17 protein-coding genes are annotated in these 16,943 nt (G+C 57.4%); 2 read left to right on the top strand and 15 right to left on the bottom strand.

Going from position 1 to position 16,943, the window contains the following annotated elements; translation table 11 throughout:
- Nucleotides 1–19: 19 nt before the first annotated feature.
- The 11 genes from QGM61_RS11260 to QGM61_RS11210 all read right to left on the bottom strand — a co-directional run bounded on the left by QGM61_RS11260 (nucleotide 20) and on the right by QGM61_RS11210 (nucleotide 11,867).
- A complete protein-coding gene (locus QGM61_RS11260) occupies nucleotides 20–709 on the bottom strand; it encodes a hypothetical protein (RefSeq protein WP_281133037.1) in 690 nt (229 codons plus the stop codon).
- Between the two features lie 30 nt (nucleotides 710–739).
- Nucleotides 740–1,354, bottom strand: a complete 615-nt coding sequence (locus QGM61_RS11255) for a hypothetical protein (RefSeq protein WP_237132682.1) — start codon at nucleotides 1,352–1,354, stop codon at nucleotides 740–742.
- A gap of 83 nt (nucleotides 1,355–1,437) precedes the next feature.
- Nucleotides 1,438–2,445: a VWA domain-containing protein gene (locus tag QGM61_RS11250; protein ID WP_237132681.1), complete on the bottom strand. Its 1,008-nt coding sequence runs from the start codon at nucleotides 2,443–2,445 to the stop codon at nucleotides 1,438–1,440.
- On the bottom strand, nucleotides 2,442–3,539 hold the full coding sequence (locus QGM61_RS11245) for a vWA domain-containing protein (RefSeq protein ID WP_281133036.1): 1,098 nt from the start codon (nucleotides 3,537–3,539) through the stop codon (nucleotides 2,442–2,444). The genes QGM61_RS11250 and QGM61_RS11245 overlap by 4 nt, the downstream gene beginning before the upstream one ends.
- The gene (locus QGM61_RS11240; RefSeq protein ID WP_281133035.1) at nucleotides 3,529–4,746 is read right to left on the bottom strand and encodes a hypothetical protein; all 1,218 of its coding nucleotides are present in this window, start codon (nucleotides 4,744–4,746) and stop codon (nucleotides 3,529–3,531) included. The genes QGM61_RS11245 and QGM61_RS11240 overlap by 11 nt, the downstream gene beginning before the upstream one ends.
- Entirely contained in the window at nucleotides 4,743–5,591 is an 849-nt protein-coding gene (locus QGM61_RS11235; RefSeq protein ID WP_237132678.1) for a MotA/TolQ/ExbB proton channel family protein, read from the bottom strand. Before QGM61_RS11235 ends, QGM61_RS11240 begins: the two co-directional genes overlap by 4 nt.
- A 19-nt stretch (nucleotides 5,592–5,610) precedes the next feature.
- On the bottom strand, nucleotides 5,611–5,907 hold the full coding sequence (locus tag QGM61_RS11230; RefSeq protein WP_237132677.1) for a hypothetical protein: 297 nt from the start codon (nucleotides 5,905–5,907) through the stop codon (nucleotides 5,611–5,613).
- Nucleotides 5,904–8,000: a PEGA domain-containing protein gene (locus QGM61_RS11225; protein WP_237132676.1), complete on the bottom strand. Its 2,097-nt coding sequence runs from the start codon at nucleotides 7,998–8,000 to the stop codon at nucleotides 5,904–5,906. The genes QGM61_RS11230 and QGM61_RS11225 overlap by 4 nt, the downstream gene beginning before the upstream one ends.
- A 14-nt stretch (nucleotides 8,001–8,014) precedes the next feature.
- On the bottom strand, nucleotides 8,015–9,502 hold the full coding sequence (locus QGM61_RS11220) for a hypothetical protein (RefSeq protein ID WP_237132675.1): 1,488 nt from the start codon (nucleotides 9,500–9,502) through the stop codon (nucleotides 8,015–8,017).
- On the bottom strand, nucleotides 9,502–10,683 hold the full coding sequence (locus QGM61_RS11215) for a hypothetical protein (protein ID WP_237132674.1): 1,182 nt from the start codon (nucleotides 10,681–10,683) through the stop codon (nucleotides 9,502–9,504). Before QGM61_RS11215 ends, QGM61_RS11220 begins: the two co-directional genes overlap by 1 nt.
- A 17-nt stretch (nucleotides 10,684–10,700) precedes the next feature.
- Nucleotides 10,701–11,867 (bottom strand): hypothetical protein, encoded by a 1,167-nt coding sequence (locus tag QGM61_RS11210; RefSeq protein ID WP_281133034.1) that lies wholly within the window; start codon nucleotides 11,865–11,867, stop codon nucleotides 10,701–10,703.
- On the opposite strand from QGM61_RS11210, the gene QGM61_RS11205 reads away from it, so the two are divergent.
- Nucleotides 11,854–12,243 (top strand): hypothetical protein, encoded by a 390-nt coding sequence (locus QGM61_RS11205; protein ID WP_281133033.1) that lies wholly within the window; start codon nucleotides 11,854–11,856, stop codon nucleotides 12,241–12,243. The genes QGM61_RS11210 and QGM61_RS11205 overlap by 14 nt on opposite strands.
- 18 nt (nucleotides 12,244–12,261) lie before the next feature.
- Here QGM61_RS11205 and QGM61_RS11200 read toward each other — a convergent pair whose 3' ends face one another.
- Nucleotides 12,262–13,665, bottom strand: coding sequence for a hypothetical protein (locus QGM61_RS11200; RefSeq protein ID WP_281133032.1), 1,404 nt, complete (start codon nucleotides 13,663–13,665; stop codon nucleotides 12,262–12,264).
- Nucleotides 13,666–13,755: 90 nt separating this feature from the next.
- Here QGM61_RS11200 and mutM point away from each other — a divergent pair, with 90 nt between their 5' ends.
- The gene (gene mutM, locus QGM61_RS11195; protein WP_281133031.1) at nucleotides 13,756–14,571 is read left to right on the top strand and encodes a bifunctional DNA-formamidopyrimidine glycosylase/DNA-(apurinic or apyrimidinic site) lyase; all 816 of its coding nucleotides are present in this window, start codon (nucleotides 13,756–13,758) and stop codon (nucleotides 14,569–14,571) included.
- Here mutM and coaD read toward each other — a convergent pair.
- From coaD to rsmD, 3 genes are all read right to left on the bottom strand, one after another.
- Entirely contained in the window at nucleotides 14,568–15,056 is a 489-nt protein-coding gene (gene coaD, locus QGM61_RS11190) for a pantetheine-phosphate adenylyltransferase (protein ID WP_237132669.1), read from the bottom strand. The genes mutM and coaD overlap by 4 nt on opposite strands.
- Nucleotides 15,057–15,135: 79 nt before the next feature.
- Nucleotides 15,136–16,182, bottom strand: coding sequence for a YheT family hydrolase (locus tag QGM61_RS11185; protein WP_281133030.1), 1,047 nt, complete (start codon nucleotides 16,180–16,182; stop codon nucleotides 15,136–15,138).
- The gene (gene rsmD, locus QGM61_RS11180) at nucleotides 16,179–16,829 is read right to left on the bottom strand and encodes a 16S rRNA (guanine(966)-N(2))-methyltransferase RsmD (protein WP_281133029.1); all 651 of its coding nucleotides are present in this window, start codon (nucleotides 16,827–16,829) and stop codon (nucleotides 16,179–16,181) included. The genes QGM61_RS11185 and rsmD overlap by 4 nt, the downstream gene beginning before the upstream one ends.
- Nucleotides 16,830–16,943 lie beyond the last annotated feature (114 nt).

The following is a 16,943-nucleotide window of genomic DNA, read 5'->3' as shown; positions in this document are numbered from 1 at the left end:
AATACTGACTTGTGGCGCCTCAGCCGCCTTGCACAAACAGTTTCAATTGATCCGCCAGACTGTTGCAGGCGTTAGCCTCAACCCTGGCAAGCAACGGAATGGGAACAAATACCGCCGGCATGTAGGACTGACCATTGGCGTCTGCACTGATGGTGCCTACTGCGGTATGTGAGGATACGTCCCAGATGCGAGCCTCAAAACTTGAATCATCTTCCCAGGAACCAAACCCGAAACAGCCGCCACCACCCGGCCCCACCGTGCAGGAGATTGACCCCATACGATTGGTGGTTTCTGTCTGCCCATCCAGCCAGACAATGTAACGGATACCAAACTGGCTCATTTTCTCGCTGACCATCGGCTGCGCCATCAGCTGTTGCAGGTCGTCACTGCGCAAAGGGGCGGTGCGCGGCTCAAACCAGGGGAACAGGGCATCGACGAACTGCTGCTCGGGCACAACGCTTAACCCGTCTCTGCCGCGGCCCATGCGGTCACCTACACACTGCACAAAGTCGGCAGCGGTTTCATAACCTGCGCCCTGACGTCGCCCAAGGATGACGACCGTCTCGTCATGACTTATGCCGGTTTCTGCCTGACGGAACTCATCGATTGTCGTGCTGGTACACGCGCTCAGACCTGCCAACAGCAAAACACATAGTGCTGGCCATATTCGGCAGTGCGCCAGCGTGCACCCTTTTCTAATTGTATTCATGCTGACTCCTGAAGTATCAGTTACGCCATTTCACGTGCGCCGCGCCAGCCAGTCCCTGACATCTGGTACAGCTGTAAAGCTGATCGAGAAATTCGATGCAAGATCGCGTAGTGCTGCGACCGCTGCATCATTGATACCACTCTCAGCGGTACTCAGACCACCTACCGTGGCATTTCCATACGCTGTCATTACCCAATCAGCGATATAAGAACCATCCGTTCCGGTCAAACGCATATTGTATTTGACCCAGACTTCATACGCCTCCAGCCTGGTCTTTTGCGGCATTCCCAGCTGGAATTCGTCGATGCTGGGCATGAATATCGCGTCTACGCCCATGGCATCAGCCTGCGCCGGGTCGTCCAGCAGGACAACATTCTCGAACATCGCCGGCAGTACGGTATTGAACAGTTCCATGTGGGTCTGTCCAGACTCCACATAATACTCATCATCTCCTGTTTGAGACCGCTCTGTGTACGTATAGTTGCGTAAAGCGTCGCTATAGTAGACGCCAAGGGTCAAAGGAATGCGCTGAATCGTCGGACTGGGGTAACTGCCTCTGACTTCCACCGTACTGGCGGCACAGGCACACAGTGTGGCCAACATCATCATTATCAGGACGCGAACTGGGTTAATGCTGCCGATCACCTTGTCACCTCTCTTAAACTTGCAAAACTGCCCCTAGCATAACCTATGGGAGCATCCATGAATGTGTCATCTGGATGTCACCGCTATTGATAAGCGTTAAGCCCGACAAAACTGCCGCCATTGCGTTCAGCCAGCTCGCGCATCAGTGTGGCAAAACGGTAGACACTCTCATGAAATCTCGGGTCCAGATCAAACAATACCGGAAAACCTACCGCATGAATACGCACCAGTCGATCGCCATCTGCGTTCGGTTGATTGATACGGTCGACCGTCTGAACGACCTGTGTGATCGACCCTCCAGGCAGGAAGTCATCACCAAATACGTAGATACTCGCTTTCTGGCCTGGCTGGTAGAAGGTGCTGATCGCCCGGGTGATGCCTTCTACCGGGCTGCTGTTACTGAATGGCGACCAGTTGCGCAGTGTCGAAATGATGGCCTGGCGGCGTGCTGGCGTGTCCGGAATCCACTGATTGCGATAGGCAGGGAACATATAGTCGCCCATATCGTTCATCACCTGAATGCCCCGTACTTCGGGGTACACATCAAGCACTTCGGTAATCATTTCCAGCACCCTGGGCCAGGCGTTGTAGAACATACTGCCTGAGGTGTCGATGATAAAAACGATGTACTCGCTGTCGACTGGAATGCCACCTATCACATTATTGCTGCGCTCGAAATTCTGCCCCAGCAGTCGCTGCATTTCAGCTGTCAGGGATTGCCGTGCGATGGCCAGCCGGTTTTCCTCCTCGTTCATATCCTCAGACAGTTCGTTAGAGGTCTGAAAGCGGCCGCGAATATTGGACATTTCACGCTCCAGCCGGGCAATTCGCTCACGGTAGGCGGACAATTGTTCTCGCCTGGCGTTCAATTCCCGGTTGACCACATCGGTTTCGCCGCGGATTTCGAACAGCGTCTGCTGCAGATCCGCAACCGGCTGATCACGCTGGTCCATAGTGACTTCCAGACTGACCGGAGCGGAACTCTCGGTAATCATCAACAGCAGAATGATGGCACCGAAGCCACATGAGATCACGTCCAGAAAGGAGATGCTGGAGCTGTCCTCTTCGCTTCTTTTTCTGCGTCTGCTCATGGCCAGTCCCGCGCCGGTGTGATGAATGAACCGCTCGTCAAATGAGCGAGCTGCCAGAATGCGGCCGCCGAAGCGGGATCACCCTCCATCGGCAGCAGTATAGTATTGACCGGAATATTCCGGGGTAAACTTTCAATTGCCTCGGCGTACAGATTGAGCCGGTCGCGCGCCGAAATGGTGCTGCCGCGCGGTTCACGATTGTTGCGCGTGGGCAGACTGTCGGTAATCAGATAAATATTGTCGGGCAGTGGGTTCATGCTGGCGACCGCCTGAAACGCTGCCTGCAGGTTATTGCCCCCCTCGGGAACCAGTTCCTGCACCTGCCGTACGACCTCATTGAGCTGGTCCTGATCGGCTACTTCCAGCCACATGTTCTCACTGCCAGGCAAAACCGGCTGTACGGTTTCGTTAAATGCCAGCACCTGATACTGGCTGATTACCGGCAACTGGGCGCTGATCCACTCGACGATTCGCGTGGCGCGGCGCCACTTCGCAGTCTGTTTTTTCACAGTATCCGACATGTTGCGGGTACGTATCACATTGACCAGTGTTTCATCCAGCATACTGGCTGACGTATCCAGCAGAATCAGAATACGATTGCCCCCCAGCAGCATCCCTGACAGATACTGACGATCGCCGTCGCCGAGAAACTGGCGGTTGCTCTGGCCCCGTTCGGCTTCGGCCGTCGACTGCAGCCGCAACAGTTCTTCCTCAAGGGCCTGAATATCAGCACGCAGGGCTTCGACGCTTTCCTCGGTGGCCATTGAGTCACCTTCCAGCGCAGCCAGTTGCGCTAGAAAGTCATCAATCTCACTTTGAATCCGGTCCGCCAGCCCCTGTGCTTCAACCACTTCCAGGCTGACGCGATCCAGCGTATTGCGAATCTGGAACAGGTTTTCCTGGCCTTCCACGATTTCGTCTTCCAGCAGATTCACTTCTGCCGTCAGATTGGGGTCTGCCTCGTTGCGCGCCTCGGTGGCGGTATGGTCAAGAATAAGAAACAGCAAAACGACGGCCCCGAAGCCACAGGACATCACATCCAGAAAGGCCAGGCTGAGGGGGTTAAATGAGCCGCGTTTTTTTTTACCCGCCATTTCGCACCCTGATTAACTGCAGGCGCTTGCCAGCCCTCTCCAGCACTGTACCCGGTGGGTTGTCTGCGATGATTGCCGGAACTTCAGCGGCGGCAATCCATGTCTGATGCGACAGCGGCCATGCCAGGCCATCGAGCAATACATGGGTGGCTGGTTCGTGTCTGTGGGTGGCCGTATTTTCAGAAGCCGACTGCTGCAGCCGTGCACTTTGGATGAAAGGTACAGCCGACTGGCCTCCAGGAGCGTTGGCTGCCAGACGCAAGGCTGCCTCGGCAAGCTGCTCGCCGCTCACGACTGCTGTGGCGGCCAAGTAGCCGCCGGCCTGTAATGTTGACTTCAACCCCGGCATCAATGCCGCTCGCGATGACAACAGAACCGGCAGTGAACCGCCCATGCTCGACGCAAGGCCAGCAAGCTGCTGCTCAATACGCGACTGCATCATCTGCAGGTCACCCAGTATATCTGCCGTCTGCACCGTTGCTTTGTGACGTGCCTTGTCAGTCTCTATTTCGATGGATATTTCCGGTGCTGCGGAATTAATGGCACGCAGCCAGTCCGGCACTTCGTTGTAAAGCTGCTGCTCCCATTCTGCGCTGTGCTGCGGATTGAATCGGCACTGCTCAATAAAAGCGTCGTTGACTGTCTGTACCAGTGAGTTTGCCATGCCGTGCCAGCTTCCGCCCTGCACGCGAACCACCTGGTCTCGCTGCAAGCGACCATTTGCGTTACGAATCACAGTGATCGTGGCCTGATGCAGCTGCAGATCAATAAAGGCCAATTGCTCACTATCTGACGGCGCTGCTGTGGCGGCCACAATAGCAGTGTCGACCATTGCCTGGGGGGCAAATGGACTTTGCTGGGCGATTCCGGACAGCACGGCCAGTTGCTCGCGCGAGAAGCTGCCCGGCACTGCGATCACCAGCTCGCCCTGATAACCGCTCAGTTCCGAAAGGTGCATCAGATGGGCATAAGCCATGTCGGCATGGTGCCGGAAGTTGGCGACCTGCCGCGGCAGTGGATCCATGCCCAGCCGATACCAGAACTCATTGTAACTGTTGACTGGGTGCAGACGACTCCGGGCGGCCGCCTCGTCACCAAAAACTGGAACTTTGCCGTGGACCAGCGCATACCCTGGACTGCTGGCCACCAGCTGGCCATCACGGTACAGGTTCAGCGCCTGGTCATTCAGCTCCAGAATTGCACTCATGCAGGCTCCAGCACTTCATCACCAGCAAGTGGTCGGCTATTGTTGCGACCCGGTACTTGCAGGTAGTTGATCAGGTGGTTGTCACAGTAAGTCTGTGTGTCTAGCACCAGGCGATCCTGGATCAGCGACAACTGGTGCAGCACAAACATCAGCATGATGCTGGTCACCAATGCAACGAAGGTGGAGTTAAACGCTACACCCAGGCTGACAGTTACACCCAGGATATCGCCGCTGACAGCCTGGTGCGCCTGACCCAGTGCAGTACCAATGCCGCGCACCGTTCCGAGGAAGCCGATGGACGGGATGGCCCAGGCAATGTAGCGCACGATGGCCAGTTCACTTTCCAGTCGCTCAGCCTCGCTGTCGCAGACATCTCGAATGGTTGCTGAAACATCCTGGACATTGCGCGTTGTGCCGAAGCGGTGCAGGCCCGCCAGCAAAGCCCTGGGTAGCAGGTATCCCTTTTCTCTGTCCGGTAGCGCCTGAACAGGTCGCGCATACTGCCGCGCGTCCTCGGGGAGGATACTGGTCCCGTCGCTGACCTGTAGCATCTCGCGATCCAGCAGAGCTCTTTCCCGCATGGTGCGAACCATTTTCATGCCCACAATGGACAGGGCCCAGAGGAACAGGATAATACAGGTTTCCTGTTCAAAATCGCGCAGAACAATATACAAAGACCGCTCAGGCACGTAGTCCTCGTCAGCCTCCTGCATCATGGTCTGCTGCTGCTGAATGATGTCGGCGTTGGGTCTGATGACCGCCACATAGACGGCATGCACAACGATCACCACAATGATCAGGGCAAAGATCTGGTAGATAATTTCAGACAGGTATTTTTGTTTCATTCAGCAATCCTGCAGTCAGTTAAATGTCGACCGGAAACGAGACGCCCAGGTCCTGAGAAATCTGTTCGGAGGGAATAAAGCGTCCTGGCCCGCCGCCCTCTGCCGGTTCTATTGGCTGGCTATCAATGTCCGGCATCTCGGCGTTCGGTTCATCGGCGACATCCCCGTCACTTGAAGCCTGCTGCGAGGACTGGGAATCATCCTGGCCTTCCGCCTGCTGCGCAGGCTGCTGCTGGGCATTAACTGCCGTGACCAGCAGCAGGCATAAGCAGGCCAGCGCAGTCAGGGATTTAAGACCAGTGTAGATTGTGTTCATTCGCCCAGATACCTCGCCACCCGGAAGCCAAGATCATTGCGAGCCTGTTCACCAAAATCGCGATACGACGCCCTCAGCTCCACGATGGAGCCGTGCATCCAGCTTGAGCCTTTGATGGTGCGGTAGCGGCCTTCCTCAGGCCCCAGTGGATCGACGTCAACCTGAGAGCTGAGCCCACTGACCGCCCCGTATACATCGTGCATCCATTCTGACACGTTGCCACCCATATCATACAGACCACGCGCGTTGGCCGGGAAAGAGCCGACATTGGAGGAAGCCAGATAGCTGTCGTTGTAGCCACGCAGGTACTGCCCGAGGAACGCGCTGGTCGATTCGTCAGCGAAGTTGCCGATCTGCTCGCTGGGCGGCCAGGCATCGCCCCATGGAAAGCGAAAACTATTGTCCTGCTCATCAGTGCGCGAAGCCCATTCCCATTCCGCTTCGGTAGGCAGGCGATATCCGGTGGACTGCGGATTGAAGCCCGTTACCTGCCCGTCTACTACCGTGTAAAACGGGTCCAGCCCTTCACGTTCACTCAGCCAGTTGCTGTACAGTGCCGCATCCTGCCAGGTGACCTGCACAACCGGCTGGCGCGGCAAGTCCAGCGACTGACCCTGGATCACACCGGAGGAGTGGTCCGGGCGGAACTGCTTGAACTGTTCGTTGGTGACAAGGTTGCGCGAAAGGTAGAATGGTTTTTCCAGAATAACATCACGCAGGGTCTCGTTGGCCCGACGACCCGGCTCGCGGCGCGAAGCGCCCATCGTGAATCGCGACGGGTAATGCAGATCCAGGGTTTGTCCGGCGACCGTGGTAATGACGGGCTCGATTGACTCCAGCCGGGCCTGTTCTTCGGTTTTCAGCTGGACGCGAATTTCCTGATCCAGACCGGGGCGCGAGGTGAAATTGCTGGTATAGGCGACGTAGCCTTCTTTACGAATTTCGATGCGCTGACTGGCGGCGAGCAGTTCGACTGTCTGATTGGCACTGCCCCGATACTCACCATCCACGTAAAGTTCAGCATCAGCAGGCTGGGCGATGATTCTTACCAGACTGGTTACCGGTTCCAGAGCGATGGTGATATCGCTTTCCTGTTCAGCACTGGTTGTGACACGGCGAACGGCCGTCTCGAACCCGGTCCGGAACAGCCGGACCTCATGTGTCTCACCGGGCGGCAAAGAGACTTCCAGTGGCGTCTGCCCGCGATACTCTCCATTGATCGTGACATTGGCATTGCCTGGCTCCGAGCGAATGAAAACCAGCCCATCAGCGGCTTCCAGCGCTACATCGGGGAGGGCAACATCCTCGCCGGGACTGACCTGCAGGTCGTCCTGCCAGGCCTTGAAGCCAGCGCGCTTCAGCGTTACGTCATAAACACCCTGCAGAAGGTCTATGGTAGCGGGTGTAACACCCAGCAGCTCACCATTGGCAATGATGTCTGCGCCTGCTGGTGTGGTATTAAAGCTGATACTGGCCCATGCCGGGTCGAGCGTTGGAGTCAGTGACTGTTCCACCAGGCGTCCAGTGACCTGAATAGGCTGATCGTAGGGAAGGTAACGATCCATGCGGATCTGCAACTGATACTCGCCCGGCTCGATCTCTACGTTGATCAGAGGTGTCTCACCGATATCAACACCATCCAGTGTCACGCGCGCACCCGGCAGTGGCTGCTGCTGTTCCCCGCTGACACTGATACTGACGAAGCCGTGCATGGGCTGCAGTTCAAACGGATGTGTCTGCGCCTGCTGCTCACCCACTGTCACGCTGGTGTCGCTGGTATGGTAACCAGGGGCGCTCAGGGTCACACCGTAATCGCCTGGCAGCATCAGGTAACGGGGTCCGACTCGTACAGCGAAACCTTCAGTTATTTCCACACTTGCCATGGGCGGTGTTGTATCGATGAAGACAGAACGCGCAGTCAGCACGAACCAGGCCGCACCAGCCACTATAAGCAGGGCCACCATGAGAGCTACGTGATACCAGCGTAGGCGCAACCCAATACGGCGCCCGGCAGCGGGCGGCGGTGTAAAGTCGACCGGAGTGATGATATCGATATCATCATCGTGATCAGGGGTATTGCGCGAATCCTGCATGAAGTTAACGCTCGCTAAGTGCCTGCGACCTGCTCGTTGCACTGAATATTGACGGTGACCGTGCCAGGTGCCTGTCCAAATCCTACAACAAATTCCTGTCTGACATCACGGTATCCGGGGCGGGTACCCACAGCCACATAGCGGCCCGGGCGAAGCATTACCGAGGTCTGTTGAAATGTACCGAGCTCACCAATCTGGTAGATCGTCACAGCGGTCGCATTATCAGATACCAGAGTGACCGGATGCTGCTCCTGCATCATGTCGAGTAGCTGGCCGGTCTGCTCAATCTGTGCCTCCAGGCGCTCACCAGGATCCACGCCGTCGGCGCGCAGATCAGCCGCCAATTCGGATGCAATGCGATACACATCTATGGCTTCCTGGTGCGCTGCCGGATCAGAAAGACGCAGTGGTTCGTCCAGGTTCGTCTGCAGCAGCACATCAAGTTGCAGACGACGCTCTGAATAATCCTTACCTTCGGTGGCGAACACCAGGTTGGCATCCAGTGCCAGCGCCTGCGTGTAGAGATCAATGGCCTGCTGCCATTGTTCATTCTCTTCGGCAGTTTCGGCCTGGCTGCGCAGTCGCGCAATTGAATCCAGTGTCAATTCTTCACGAGTCTGGCGAATGGCTTCGGCGGCCTGTTCTGATCCGGGCCTGACCTGCAGGGCACGCTCAAAGGCCGCGATCGCGGCATCAGCTTGGTCGTTCTCAAGATAGGCAAAACCTTCTGACATGATGGCCGTAAAGCGGGCATCCGTCTGGCGCTGCTGGTTGTCTGCCAACAGACTGTCTGCCTCCTGATGCAGCGGGTCCAGCGCGATGGCCTGTTCAAACAAATCCTGAGCACCCGTCAGATCACCCTGTTGCTGCAGGGCAATTCCCTGGTCCAGCAGGCCACGGACTTCATCCAGCGTTTCAGCACGACGCAGGCCCTGGTCAGCTTCTTCACTGGTTGGATCCAGGGTTGCGGCCAGGGTGAATTGTTCGCGGGCAGTGCCTGAATCAACGGCGGCCAGCGCAGCATTGCCGGCTTCCATCGCTCGCGCGAATTCATCATCGACCTGTTCCAGCAGCGCATCCAGCGCTTGATCACCCTGCTGATACGACTGGGTCGCCGCGTCAAATTCGCCGTTTCGGTAGAAGGTATCGCCTTCCTGAGCCGTTGTCAGAGCGGATGCAAAGCGGTCTGGCGCCCATTGTTCGACGCCCAGCATTTCGAGTTCGGATTGTTTGCGCAGTAATTCAGCCAGAATGTCCTGCGCTTCGCGGCGCTGTCGCGCCAGCTGCGCTTCCTCGAAGGGGGAAACATTGGTTCCGGCAGGACGTGACGGGGCGTTGGCGGGCGCAGGAGCAGCCGTCTGCTCCACTCGCGCGGTCAGCGGCAGCTCGTACTGTTCGACAACTCTGGGTAGAACAAAAATAACGGCAAGTGCCAGGAGGAACAGGACTGCAAGAGCGACCCACACCCAGGGGGAAATTCTATCCTTGTTCGTTACTGCCATCAGATCCCGCCTGTCTCCGTTCGATAAATCTCCATCAGGATGTCCTGCCACTGTTCATATTGCTCTTCAACAGTGCCATTCAGCATCACAGTGCGGTCGTCCAGTTCGATCACCTTGGGTGCCACTTCATTCTGCAGCGATTCACCAATCTCCTGCAAGGCCGCAATGTGCATGCTGGCCTCGGCTGAGCGATCAAAACCACTACGAACCAGATAGGCTCCTGCACCCACGCCAACGATGCCGGCTGTCTGGGCCGCAGCGCTGTTCTGGCTGACCCCCGCAATACCACCGGCTATGGCAGCGGCACCCAGCAGAAAGCGACGTCGTGCAGAGCGTTCGGTTTCTTCCAGCGCCAGCGTTTCCCGGTAACTGACTTCACGCCAGGCATCGTATGGGCCACGCATCTCGCGCACGTAAGTGGCATAGTAGTCCTGAATTGTGTCAACAAAGAGATTGTCCCTCTCACGGATGTCGCGGATACGCGCCATGTTTGGGTCGTTGTCGGCTGGCAGCCGGACCGGACGTGTGATGCCGCGCTCATCAGTCGCCAGATAGTCACCGTAGATCTCGGGGGCAAACTCGGCGGCAAACTTCAACTCGGCCACTGTGCGTATATTGCGAATTTCTTCGGCACTCAGGTTCTGGCGCCGGAACTCGAGCATGTCATTGGCAATAGTGTTGTAGATCACCTGGAAGGGGTCATGTGACTGCCGCTGCGTGGGATCGTAGTTGTACTGGCTGATGTGCTCTTCGTACTCGCGGCTGTACCACTGCCGGCCGGTCGCATCTGTCACCGTGACATCAATGATCATGCCTTCGCCGTTAGACAGCAGCAGCTGGCCCTCGACAATGACATCCATGACGCTGCGCTCAGTGGGCACAACACGCACCACGCCCCAGTTGCCGGAGCGTTGCAGTGTCTCAGCCATCAAATACGGCGCGTAACGTGATTCGGCACGGCGGATCTCAAAGTTGGTCCGGTCGAGTTCATCTTCTTCCACTTCATCAATACCGGGGTCGAAAACCCTGACAGCGACATCCATGATCAGGTTGTCGTCGGCGGGGAGCACGCCCTGCTCAATCGGGACAAACTCAGTGGATTTGACTGATGTGGTCGCACAACCAGTTAGCGCCAGCATCATGACTGCGCCAAGCGCCATAACGGACTTCAGTGCTCGCATTGCTGTTACCTCTCCCCTTATTCGCCGATACCTGTGTAGCGGCGATATTCATCCCACAACGCCTCGCGCAATTCCGGATCGGGCTCCCGCATCGCGGCCTCGCGAATCTGACGCGCGACCACATCGTCGCCACGGTCAGTGGGGGGTATATCGTCAGGAATTGGATATTCACCCTGCTCCCCCGCACTGCCACCGTTCAGACCACCAACCGATCCGCCGGAGCCTCCCGACTGCGGACCCTGGCCGCCGCCATTCGAGGCGATCACACCACCCTGTCCCTCTGTAATGCTGCCTTGCCCGGCTGCAACCACACCTGGCAGTCCCCCGCCACCAGGCCCGGTCTGCGAGCCGCCGCCAGCGCCCTGCCCACCTTCGTCATACAGGCCGGCAGGATCAGCGCCTGCTTCGTTGCTTTGTCTTTGAGCGCGCCCGCGCTCAGCCAGAATCATGCCGTCAAAATCTTCATAGGCGCTGCCCAGCTGACCGTCGAGCACAGCGACTCGCTCACTGGCAGTCATTGTCCCGCTGCCGTAGCCTCCCGAGCCACTACCATAACTGCCGGTGCCACCCCCGGAACCCGGGTTGCTGCCGGTTCCTGCGCCCTGTCCGGTGCCACTCACAGTGCCCGCGCCGGTCCCCGAACCTGCACGACTGCCGGTGCCACCGCCGGCGATGGTACCTGTGCCCATGCCACCACTGGTGCCGCTACTGCCTGATCCTGCAACTCCACCTGGCATGGACCCCGAACCCGGCATAGTGCCGGAACCTGGCATTGAACCGGAACCTGGCATACTGCCGGAACCCGGCATTGAACCTGCGCCAGGCATACTGCCTGAGCCCGGCATTGAGCCTGATCCTGGCATACCACTGCCTGAGGACGCACCGGGCATGCTGCCGCCAGCGCTGCTGCCACCGCCGGGCATGGAACCACCAATTACGTCAGGAAAACCCATACCACTGGTGCCCACCTGGAAGGTTGGCCCGCTGCCACTCTGGCCGCTGCCCTGTCCTGAGGTTCCGCCCTGACTTGAACCTGCCTGGCCGCCGGCACTGGCCTGACCCCCACCGGCAGTCTGTCCGCCGGGAAAACTGCCGCCTGACGATGCCGGGCGGCGTCCGCTGGAAAAATCAGGCAAGCCGGAGGACGACGAGGCACCTGATGTTCCAGCTGTGCCCGAGGGCATTGAGGCACTGCCACCGCCGCTGGCGCCGCCGGACGGCATTGAGGGCATGGAAGATCCGCTTGAACCACTGGAACCACCTGAAGGCATCGAGGCACTGCTGGAACCGCTGGAACCTCCTGAAGAAGGCATTGATGGCCCACTGGAACCGCTTGAACCGCTGGAACTACTGGAAGAAGGCATGGAAGAACTGCTCGATGGCATCGAGGGCATCTGCGGCATGCTCGATTGGGTCTGCTGCGTGGTTTCGCAGGCGCTCAGAATCAATGCTGCCGCTGCAAGCGTCGTCAATGTCTTAATCACCGTTCTGTCCATCTTCTACAACTCCAGCCATGTCAGGCAGTTGGACGTACGTGTATCGTCAGGCACTATTAAATAGACCTGAGCCTTGTCACCATTATTGCGCAGCAGCCTCGTCACTTGCTATCTCGTATGGGAAACGATAGACCAGTCCCTCGACAGAGATGGCCTTGCCGTCCCGGATGCGCGGGCGCAACTTACTATAGCGCAGGGCGTTGACCATTCTGCGACTGATCTCGTCATCCGCGTCGCTGGCATCTGACTCCAGCAAGGAGATGTTGGTGGCACGACCAAAACGATTAATGTCGAATTCGATTGTGACGTAGCCGAATTCGTCCTGCTGCGCGATGCGGTCTTCCACCACGTCATTGTAGGTGGGCGCGAATGAGGTCGACGCATAGCTGCTTGTTGCTGCCGCCACGCTGCTTGTTGCCTGCTGCGGCTGGGACTGCGAGGGCCCGACGCGCGGCTCAAAGCGCGGCAGCAGCACAACACGATCAAAGACCTCGGAAACCAGCTCAGGGTTCGTGTCTGCGAGGACATCCCAGGCCGCCTCATACTGACGGGACGCGCCATTGCGTCGCTCAAACAACAAATTCCAGTCTGCCAGGTCCAGCATTGACTCTACGTACTGCTTCAACAGCTCATCATGAACGGCAGAACCAGGATCTGCCTCGGCAAGATGAGCGGCTTTGATATCGATGATCTGTTGCAGCGCCAGCTCCCCGCGCAGATAGGCGTTGTTGCGGCCATGGTATTGCTTGTCAGTCCGCAGATCAGCCCAGCTGTCATCTACTTTGCGCTCTTCGTGATACAGCAGCTCCATTCGGCTGAGTGTGCGAGTCTGATGCATCAGCCACGAAATGAATGCCAGCTGTTGCAGGTATTCCTCTTTCGGATACGCCTCAGGGTTTGGCTGCTTCTCGATGGTGCTCAGCGCCACAGCGTACAACTGGTAAGCATCCAGTAATCGCGTGGTAGGTTCGGTGCCGCGCCGGTCAGCGAATGCATCAAGGTGCCAGTTCGCGTAGTCAACCAGGGCGGGTATAAGTTCCGGGTTGTTGTTTATATGAGACTTGCTCTGCACATAAAAAACATACTGGCGCAGGCCATCCGCATCTTCCCACTGACCCAGCGCCTCGTGACTTTTGATTTGCAGCGTCAGCGCCGGTACCTGCTGCAGACTGAACAGACCGTGATTGATTCTGTTGATGTGAACCGAGCGCTCCAGGTGTTCCAGCGCTGTCTGATGATCGTTGGCTTCCTGCAATGCCTGCCCGAGCGTAATCAGGGCCTCTGCAACATCTGCATTCCAGCTGTTGCCTGGCAACTCGCGATTCGACACCTCCTGTTGCAGCTGCTCCACGCGAGCCATCATCTGTTCATGATCGGACACCAGTGCCAGTCCTGCATCGACCTCGTCCTGAGCAACTGCAAGACCAGGCATGCAGATGCCCAGCGCGACTAACAATACACCTTTTGAGCCATATCGGTGAGCCATGATGCACTCCGTTTCTTATTGTTGGGCGTTCGGTGGACTAAGCCTGACTTAACTCTATAATGTCCCGTCAAATTTGCAAGTGTAGACATCATGCCCGAGTTGCCCGAAGTTGAAACAAGCCGCCGCGGCATCGATCCCCACATCAGTGGGCGCCGCGTGATTCGCACGGTAGTGCGTCAGAATCGTTTACGCTGGCCTGTTTCTGAACAGATCACCACTGTCCTGCCAGGACTTCAGATCACCCACACCTCACGGCGTGGCAAGTACCTGATGATTCATACCGATGCGGGAACTTTGCTTGTGCATCTGGGTATGTCAGGCAGCCTCAGAATAGTTGATCCCCAGGAACCACCGCGTGTCCACGATCACATAGACCTGATTTTCGAACACGGCATTGCAGTTCGCTACCACGATCCTCGACGCTTTGGTGCCATGTTGTGGACCGCAGACGACCCAATGCAACACGCACTGCTGAGCCATCTTGGACCCGAACCACTGTCAATAAATTTCGACGGGGCCTATTTATACAGACGCAGCCGCGGCCGAAAGGTTCCTCTCAAGAGCTTTATTATGGACAGTCAGGTTGTTGTGGGGGTGGGCAACATCTACGCCAACGAAGCGTTGTTTCTGGCGGGAATACGACCATTGACCGAGGCTGGCAAGTTATCGCGAATGCGATGCGATCGTCTGGCCGAACAAATCAAGCTGGTGATCGCCAGAGCAATTGAGGTTGGCGGCACGACGCTGCGGGACTTCGTGGGTGGGGACGGACAACCAGGCTATTTTCGCCAGTCCCTGAATGTCTACGGCCGCGGCGGACAGCCCTGTCTGGTTTGCGGCGGGACACTCACCGAACTGCGGGTCGGTCAGCGCAGCACTGTGTTCTGCCGTCGATGCCAGCGCTAGCGGGACTGCTCGGCAAGATGCTGGATCATCGCCTCATTGACAAGCGGGTGTACAAAGCGGGAAATATCACCACCGTATGACGCGATTTCGCGCACCAGCGTTGATGAAATGTAGGACAGGTGTTCCTCCGGGGCGAGGAAAATGGTCTCGATCTTGGGATCCAGTGCCCGGTTCATGCCCACCAGTTGAAATTCGTACTCAAAATCCGCCACTGTGCGCAGCCCCCTCAGGATGACTTTGGCACCACGTTCGCGGACAAAGTCGATCAGAAGTGTGTCAAACGAGCATACTTCGACATTATCGAGATGCCCCAGCACCTTGCGGGCCAGTTCCACCCGCCGCTCAGTCGACAGTGACGTGCTTTTCTGTTTGTTTACGCCAATCGCGACAATCACGTGATCGAACAGGCGCGAGGCTCTCTCGACCAGATCAGTGTGTCCATTGGTGATTGGATTGAAGGTTCCTGGGTAAACGGCTGTTTTCATACAGACACGGGTCCTGTTGCGTCTGCCTTATTCAGAAGGCGACCTGTAATGGAGACGATAAGGTACACCACGTATCAACTTATGTCAGCTCAATGAATCGCAGTACGCGCCGCTCCAGCCAGTCTTTCTGTCGATTCACCGCAAATCCTACATGTCCGCCGGCGGGATGCAGATCCCACATAGCACCGACGGGCAGTTCGTGCGGATCCGGCAGCGCCTGGGGAGGGATAATCGGGTCATTCAAACCATGCACCAGCAATACGGGAGCTTTGATCCGCGTCAGGAACTGGCGACTGCTGCAGCGCGCATAATAATCCTCTGCGCCGTCAAAACCGTGCAGCGGCGCAGTCACCGCATCATCAAATTCACGCAGGGTCGTCAACTGTGACAGATCGCCCAGAGCATCTATCTGTGCAGTGTGTTCATGATAGCCCTGAGCCTTAAAGTGTTCATACTTGGCAATCAGGTCTCTGCGCAGGCGGCGTAGAAAGTATCGTCCATAGAGACTCGCCAGACCCGAGTCCATGCGCCTACAGCAGGTATCAAGTGAGAACGGATTGGACACGCTGACCATCCCCTGCAGACGCGATGCTAGAGGGGTCTCGCTCGCCCATTTGATCAACACATTGGCACCCAGTGAGTATCCGATAACACAGATCCGACAATCATTATTTTCGTGATCCAACAGCGTAGTAACCACTTGCTCCACATCGTCCGAGCAACCAGAGTGGTAAGCCTGCGGCAGGCGATTGAATTCGCCACTGCAGCCACGCAGATTCATGGCAACACTGCGAATTCCCTGTTGCTGCAAAAGCGCCTGCATGGCCAGAATGTAAGGAGAACCAGAGCAACCTGCCAGTCCGTGCAGCAACAAAACCAGCGGCAGATCACCTGCATACCTGCCGACGGTCCCCGGCTGCGGCTCGGCGATATCGACATCGATGAAATCGCCGTCATTCAGCTCAATACGCTGGCGACGCCGGGACAGCGGCGGCTGAGCGCCGAATTTTCGCCAGACAGTCTGCAGGTGACCGCCCGGCAACCACCAGGGTGACTGATACTCATCGCCAAGGTCGATACGTTGATCTGAAGACTGCAGTGGCTCTCTGACATTAAGCGGACTCACGGTGCCTCCCGCCGATACAGGCCAAAATGCACAGCTCCGGCACGACCGCTTTTAGTCAGCTGCCAGTTCTCCGGAAACTGCTCCGTGATGCCGGGCGCGGGCAATGGATCGCCAGACTCAAGGTATACATGGCTGACGGGTTTCAACAGCCCTGATTGCTCCAGCGCCTGGCACTGCGCGACCAGCACGTTATCCGCAAACGGGGGATCCAGAAACACTAGCCCGAAACTGGTGCCTTGCGCTGCAGCAGACTGTGTCACCAGCCATTGCTCGGCACGCGCGTTAACGAGTTGATAGCGACCCTCGAAACCGGGCGCAGTTTCCAGCGTGGCCAGATGCTGGCGGATCGTATCGGTTGCTACACGGGCGGCATCCACGAAGGTGACCGAGCGAGCACCCCGTGATAACGCCTCCAACCCGCAGGCACCGCTGCCAGCATACAGGTCCAGGCAATCTTCCGCGGACACCAGCGCCTGAAGCCAGTTGAATACAGTCTCCCGAACCCGGTCAGGCGTCGGCCGCAATCCCGGCGCATCAGCAAACGTGATACGACGCCCCCGCCAGACACCAGCAATGATGCGCAGCGACCCCGTGCCATTTACACTGGGTCCTCGTGCCCTCTGTTTACCGCCGAATTGCCGAACCATTATCTGCTATTCCATTTCAGTGTCAGCCCACACTGCACCGGGGTTTCCACGCTTACAGGTGCAGGCAATTAAACCTGCATTGTACTGACTCAGCCCACAGATGTGCACAGGGAT

This window comes from Pseudohongiella sp. SYSU M77423, assembly GCF_029911965.1.
Lineage (GTDB): Bacteria > Pseudomonadota > Gammaproteobacteria > Pseudomonadales > Pseudohongiellaceae > Pseudohongiella.
This window is presented reverse-complemented; position numbering and strand designations above follow the sequence as displayed.

What these genes read in the sequence shown, in the direction of transcription:
- QGM61_RS11245 (WP_281133036.1), bottom strand. Translation starts at nt 3,539, where the DNA reads ATGGCGGGTAAAAAAAAACGCGGCTCATTTAACCCCCTCAGCCTGGCC.
- QGM61_RS11260 (WP_281133037.1), bottom strand. Translation starts at nt 709, where the DNA reads ATGAATACAATTAGAAAAGGGTGCACGCTGGCGCACTGCCGAATATGG.
- QGM61_RS11230 (WP_237132677.1), bottom strand. Translation starts at nt 5,907, where the DNA reads ATGAACACAATCTACACTGGTCTTAAATCCCTGACTGCGCTGGCCTGC.
- QGM61_RS11250 (WP_237132681.1), bottom strand. Translation starts at nt 2,445, where the DNA reads ATGAGCAGACGCAGAAAAAGAAGCGAAGAGGACAGCTCCAGCATCTCC.
- QGM61_RS11220 (WP_237132675.1), bottom strand. Translation starts at nt 9,502, where the DNA reads ATGGCAGTAACGAACAAGGATAGAATTTCCCCCTGGGTGTGGGTCGCT.
- QGM61_RS11225 (WP_237132676.1), bottom strand. Translation starts at nt 8,000, where the DNA reads ATGCAGGATTCGCGCAATACCCCTGATCACGATGATGATATCGATATC.
- QGM61_RS11215 (WP_237132674.1), bottom strand. Translation starts at nt 10,683, where the DNA reads ATGCGAGCACTGAAGTCCGTTATGGCGCTTGGCGCAGTCATGATGCTG.
- coaD (WP_237132669.1), bottom strand. Translation starts at nt 15,056, where the DNA reads ATGAAAACAGCCGTTTACCCAGGAACCTTCAATCCAATCACCAATGGA.
- QGM61_RS11240 (WP_281133035.1), bottom strand. Translation starts at nt 4,746, where the DNA reads ATGAGTGCAATTCTGGAGCTGAATGACCAGGCGCTGAACCTGTACCGT.
- mutM (WP_281133031.1), top strand. Translation starts at nt 13,756, where the DNA reads ATGCCCGAGTTGCCCGAAGTTGAAACAAGCCGCCGCGGCATCGATCCC.
- rsmD (WP_281133029.1), bottom strand. Translation starts at nt 16,829, where the DNA reads ATGGTTCGGCAATTCGGCGGTAAACAGAGGGCACGAGGACCCAGTGTA.
- QGM61_RS11200 (WP_281133032.1), bottom strand. Translation starts at nt 13,665, where the DNA reads ATGGCTCACCGATATGGCTCAAAAGGTGTATTGTTAGTCGCGCTGGGC.
- QGM61_RS11210 (WP_281133034.1), bottom strand. Translation starts at nt 11,867, where the DNA reads ATGCCCTCGGGCACAGCTGGAACATCAGGTGCCTCGTCGTCCTCCGGC.
- QGM61_RS11235 (WP_237132678.1), bottom strand. Translation starts at nt 5,591, where the DNA reads ATGAAACAAAAATACCTGTCTGAAATTATCTACCAGATCTTTGCCCTG.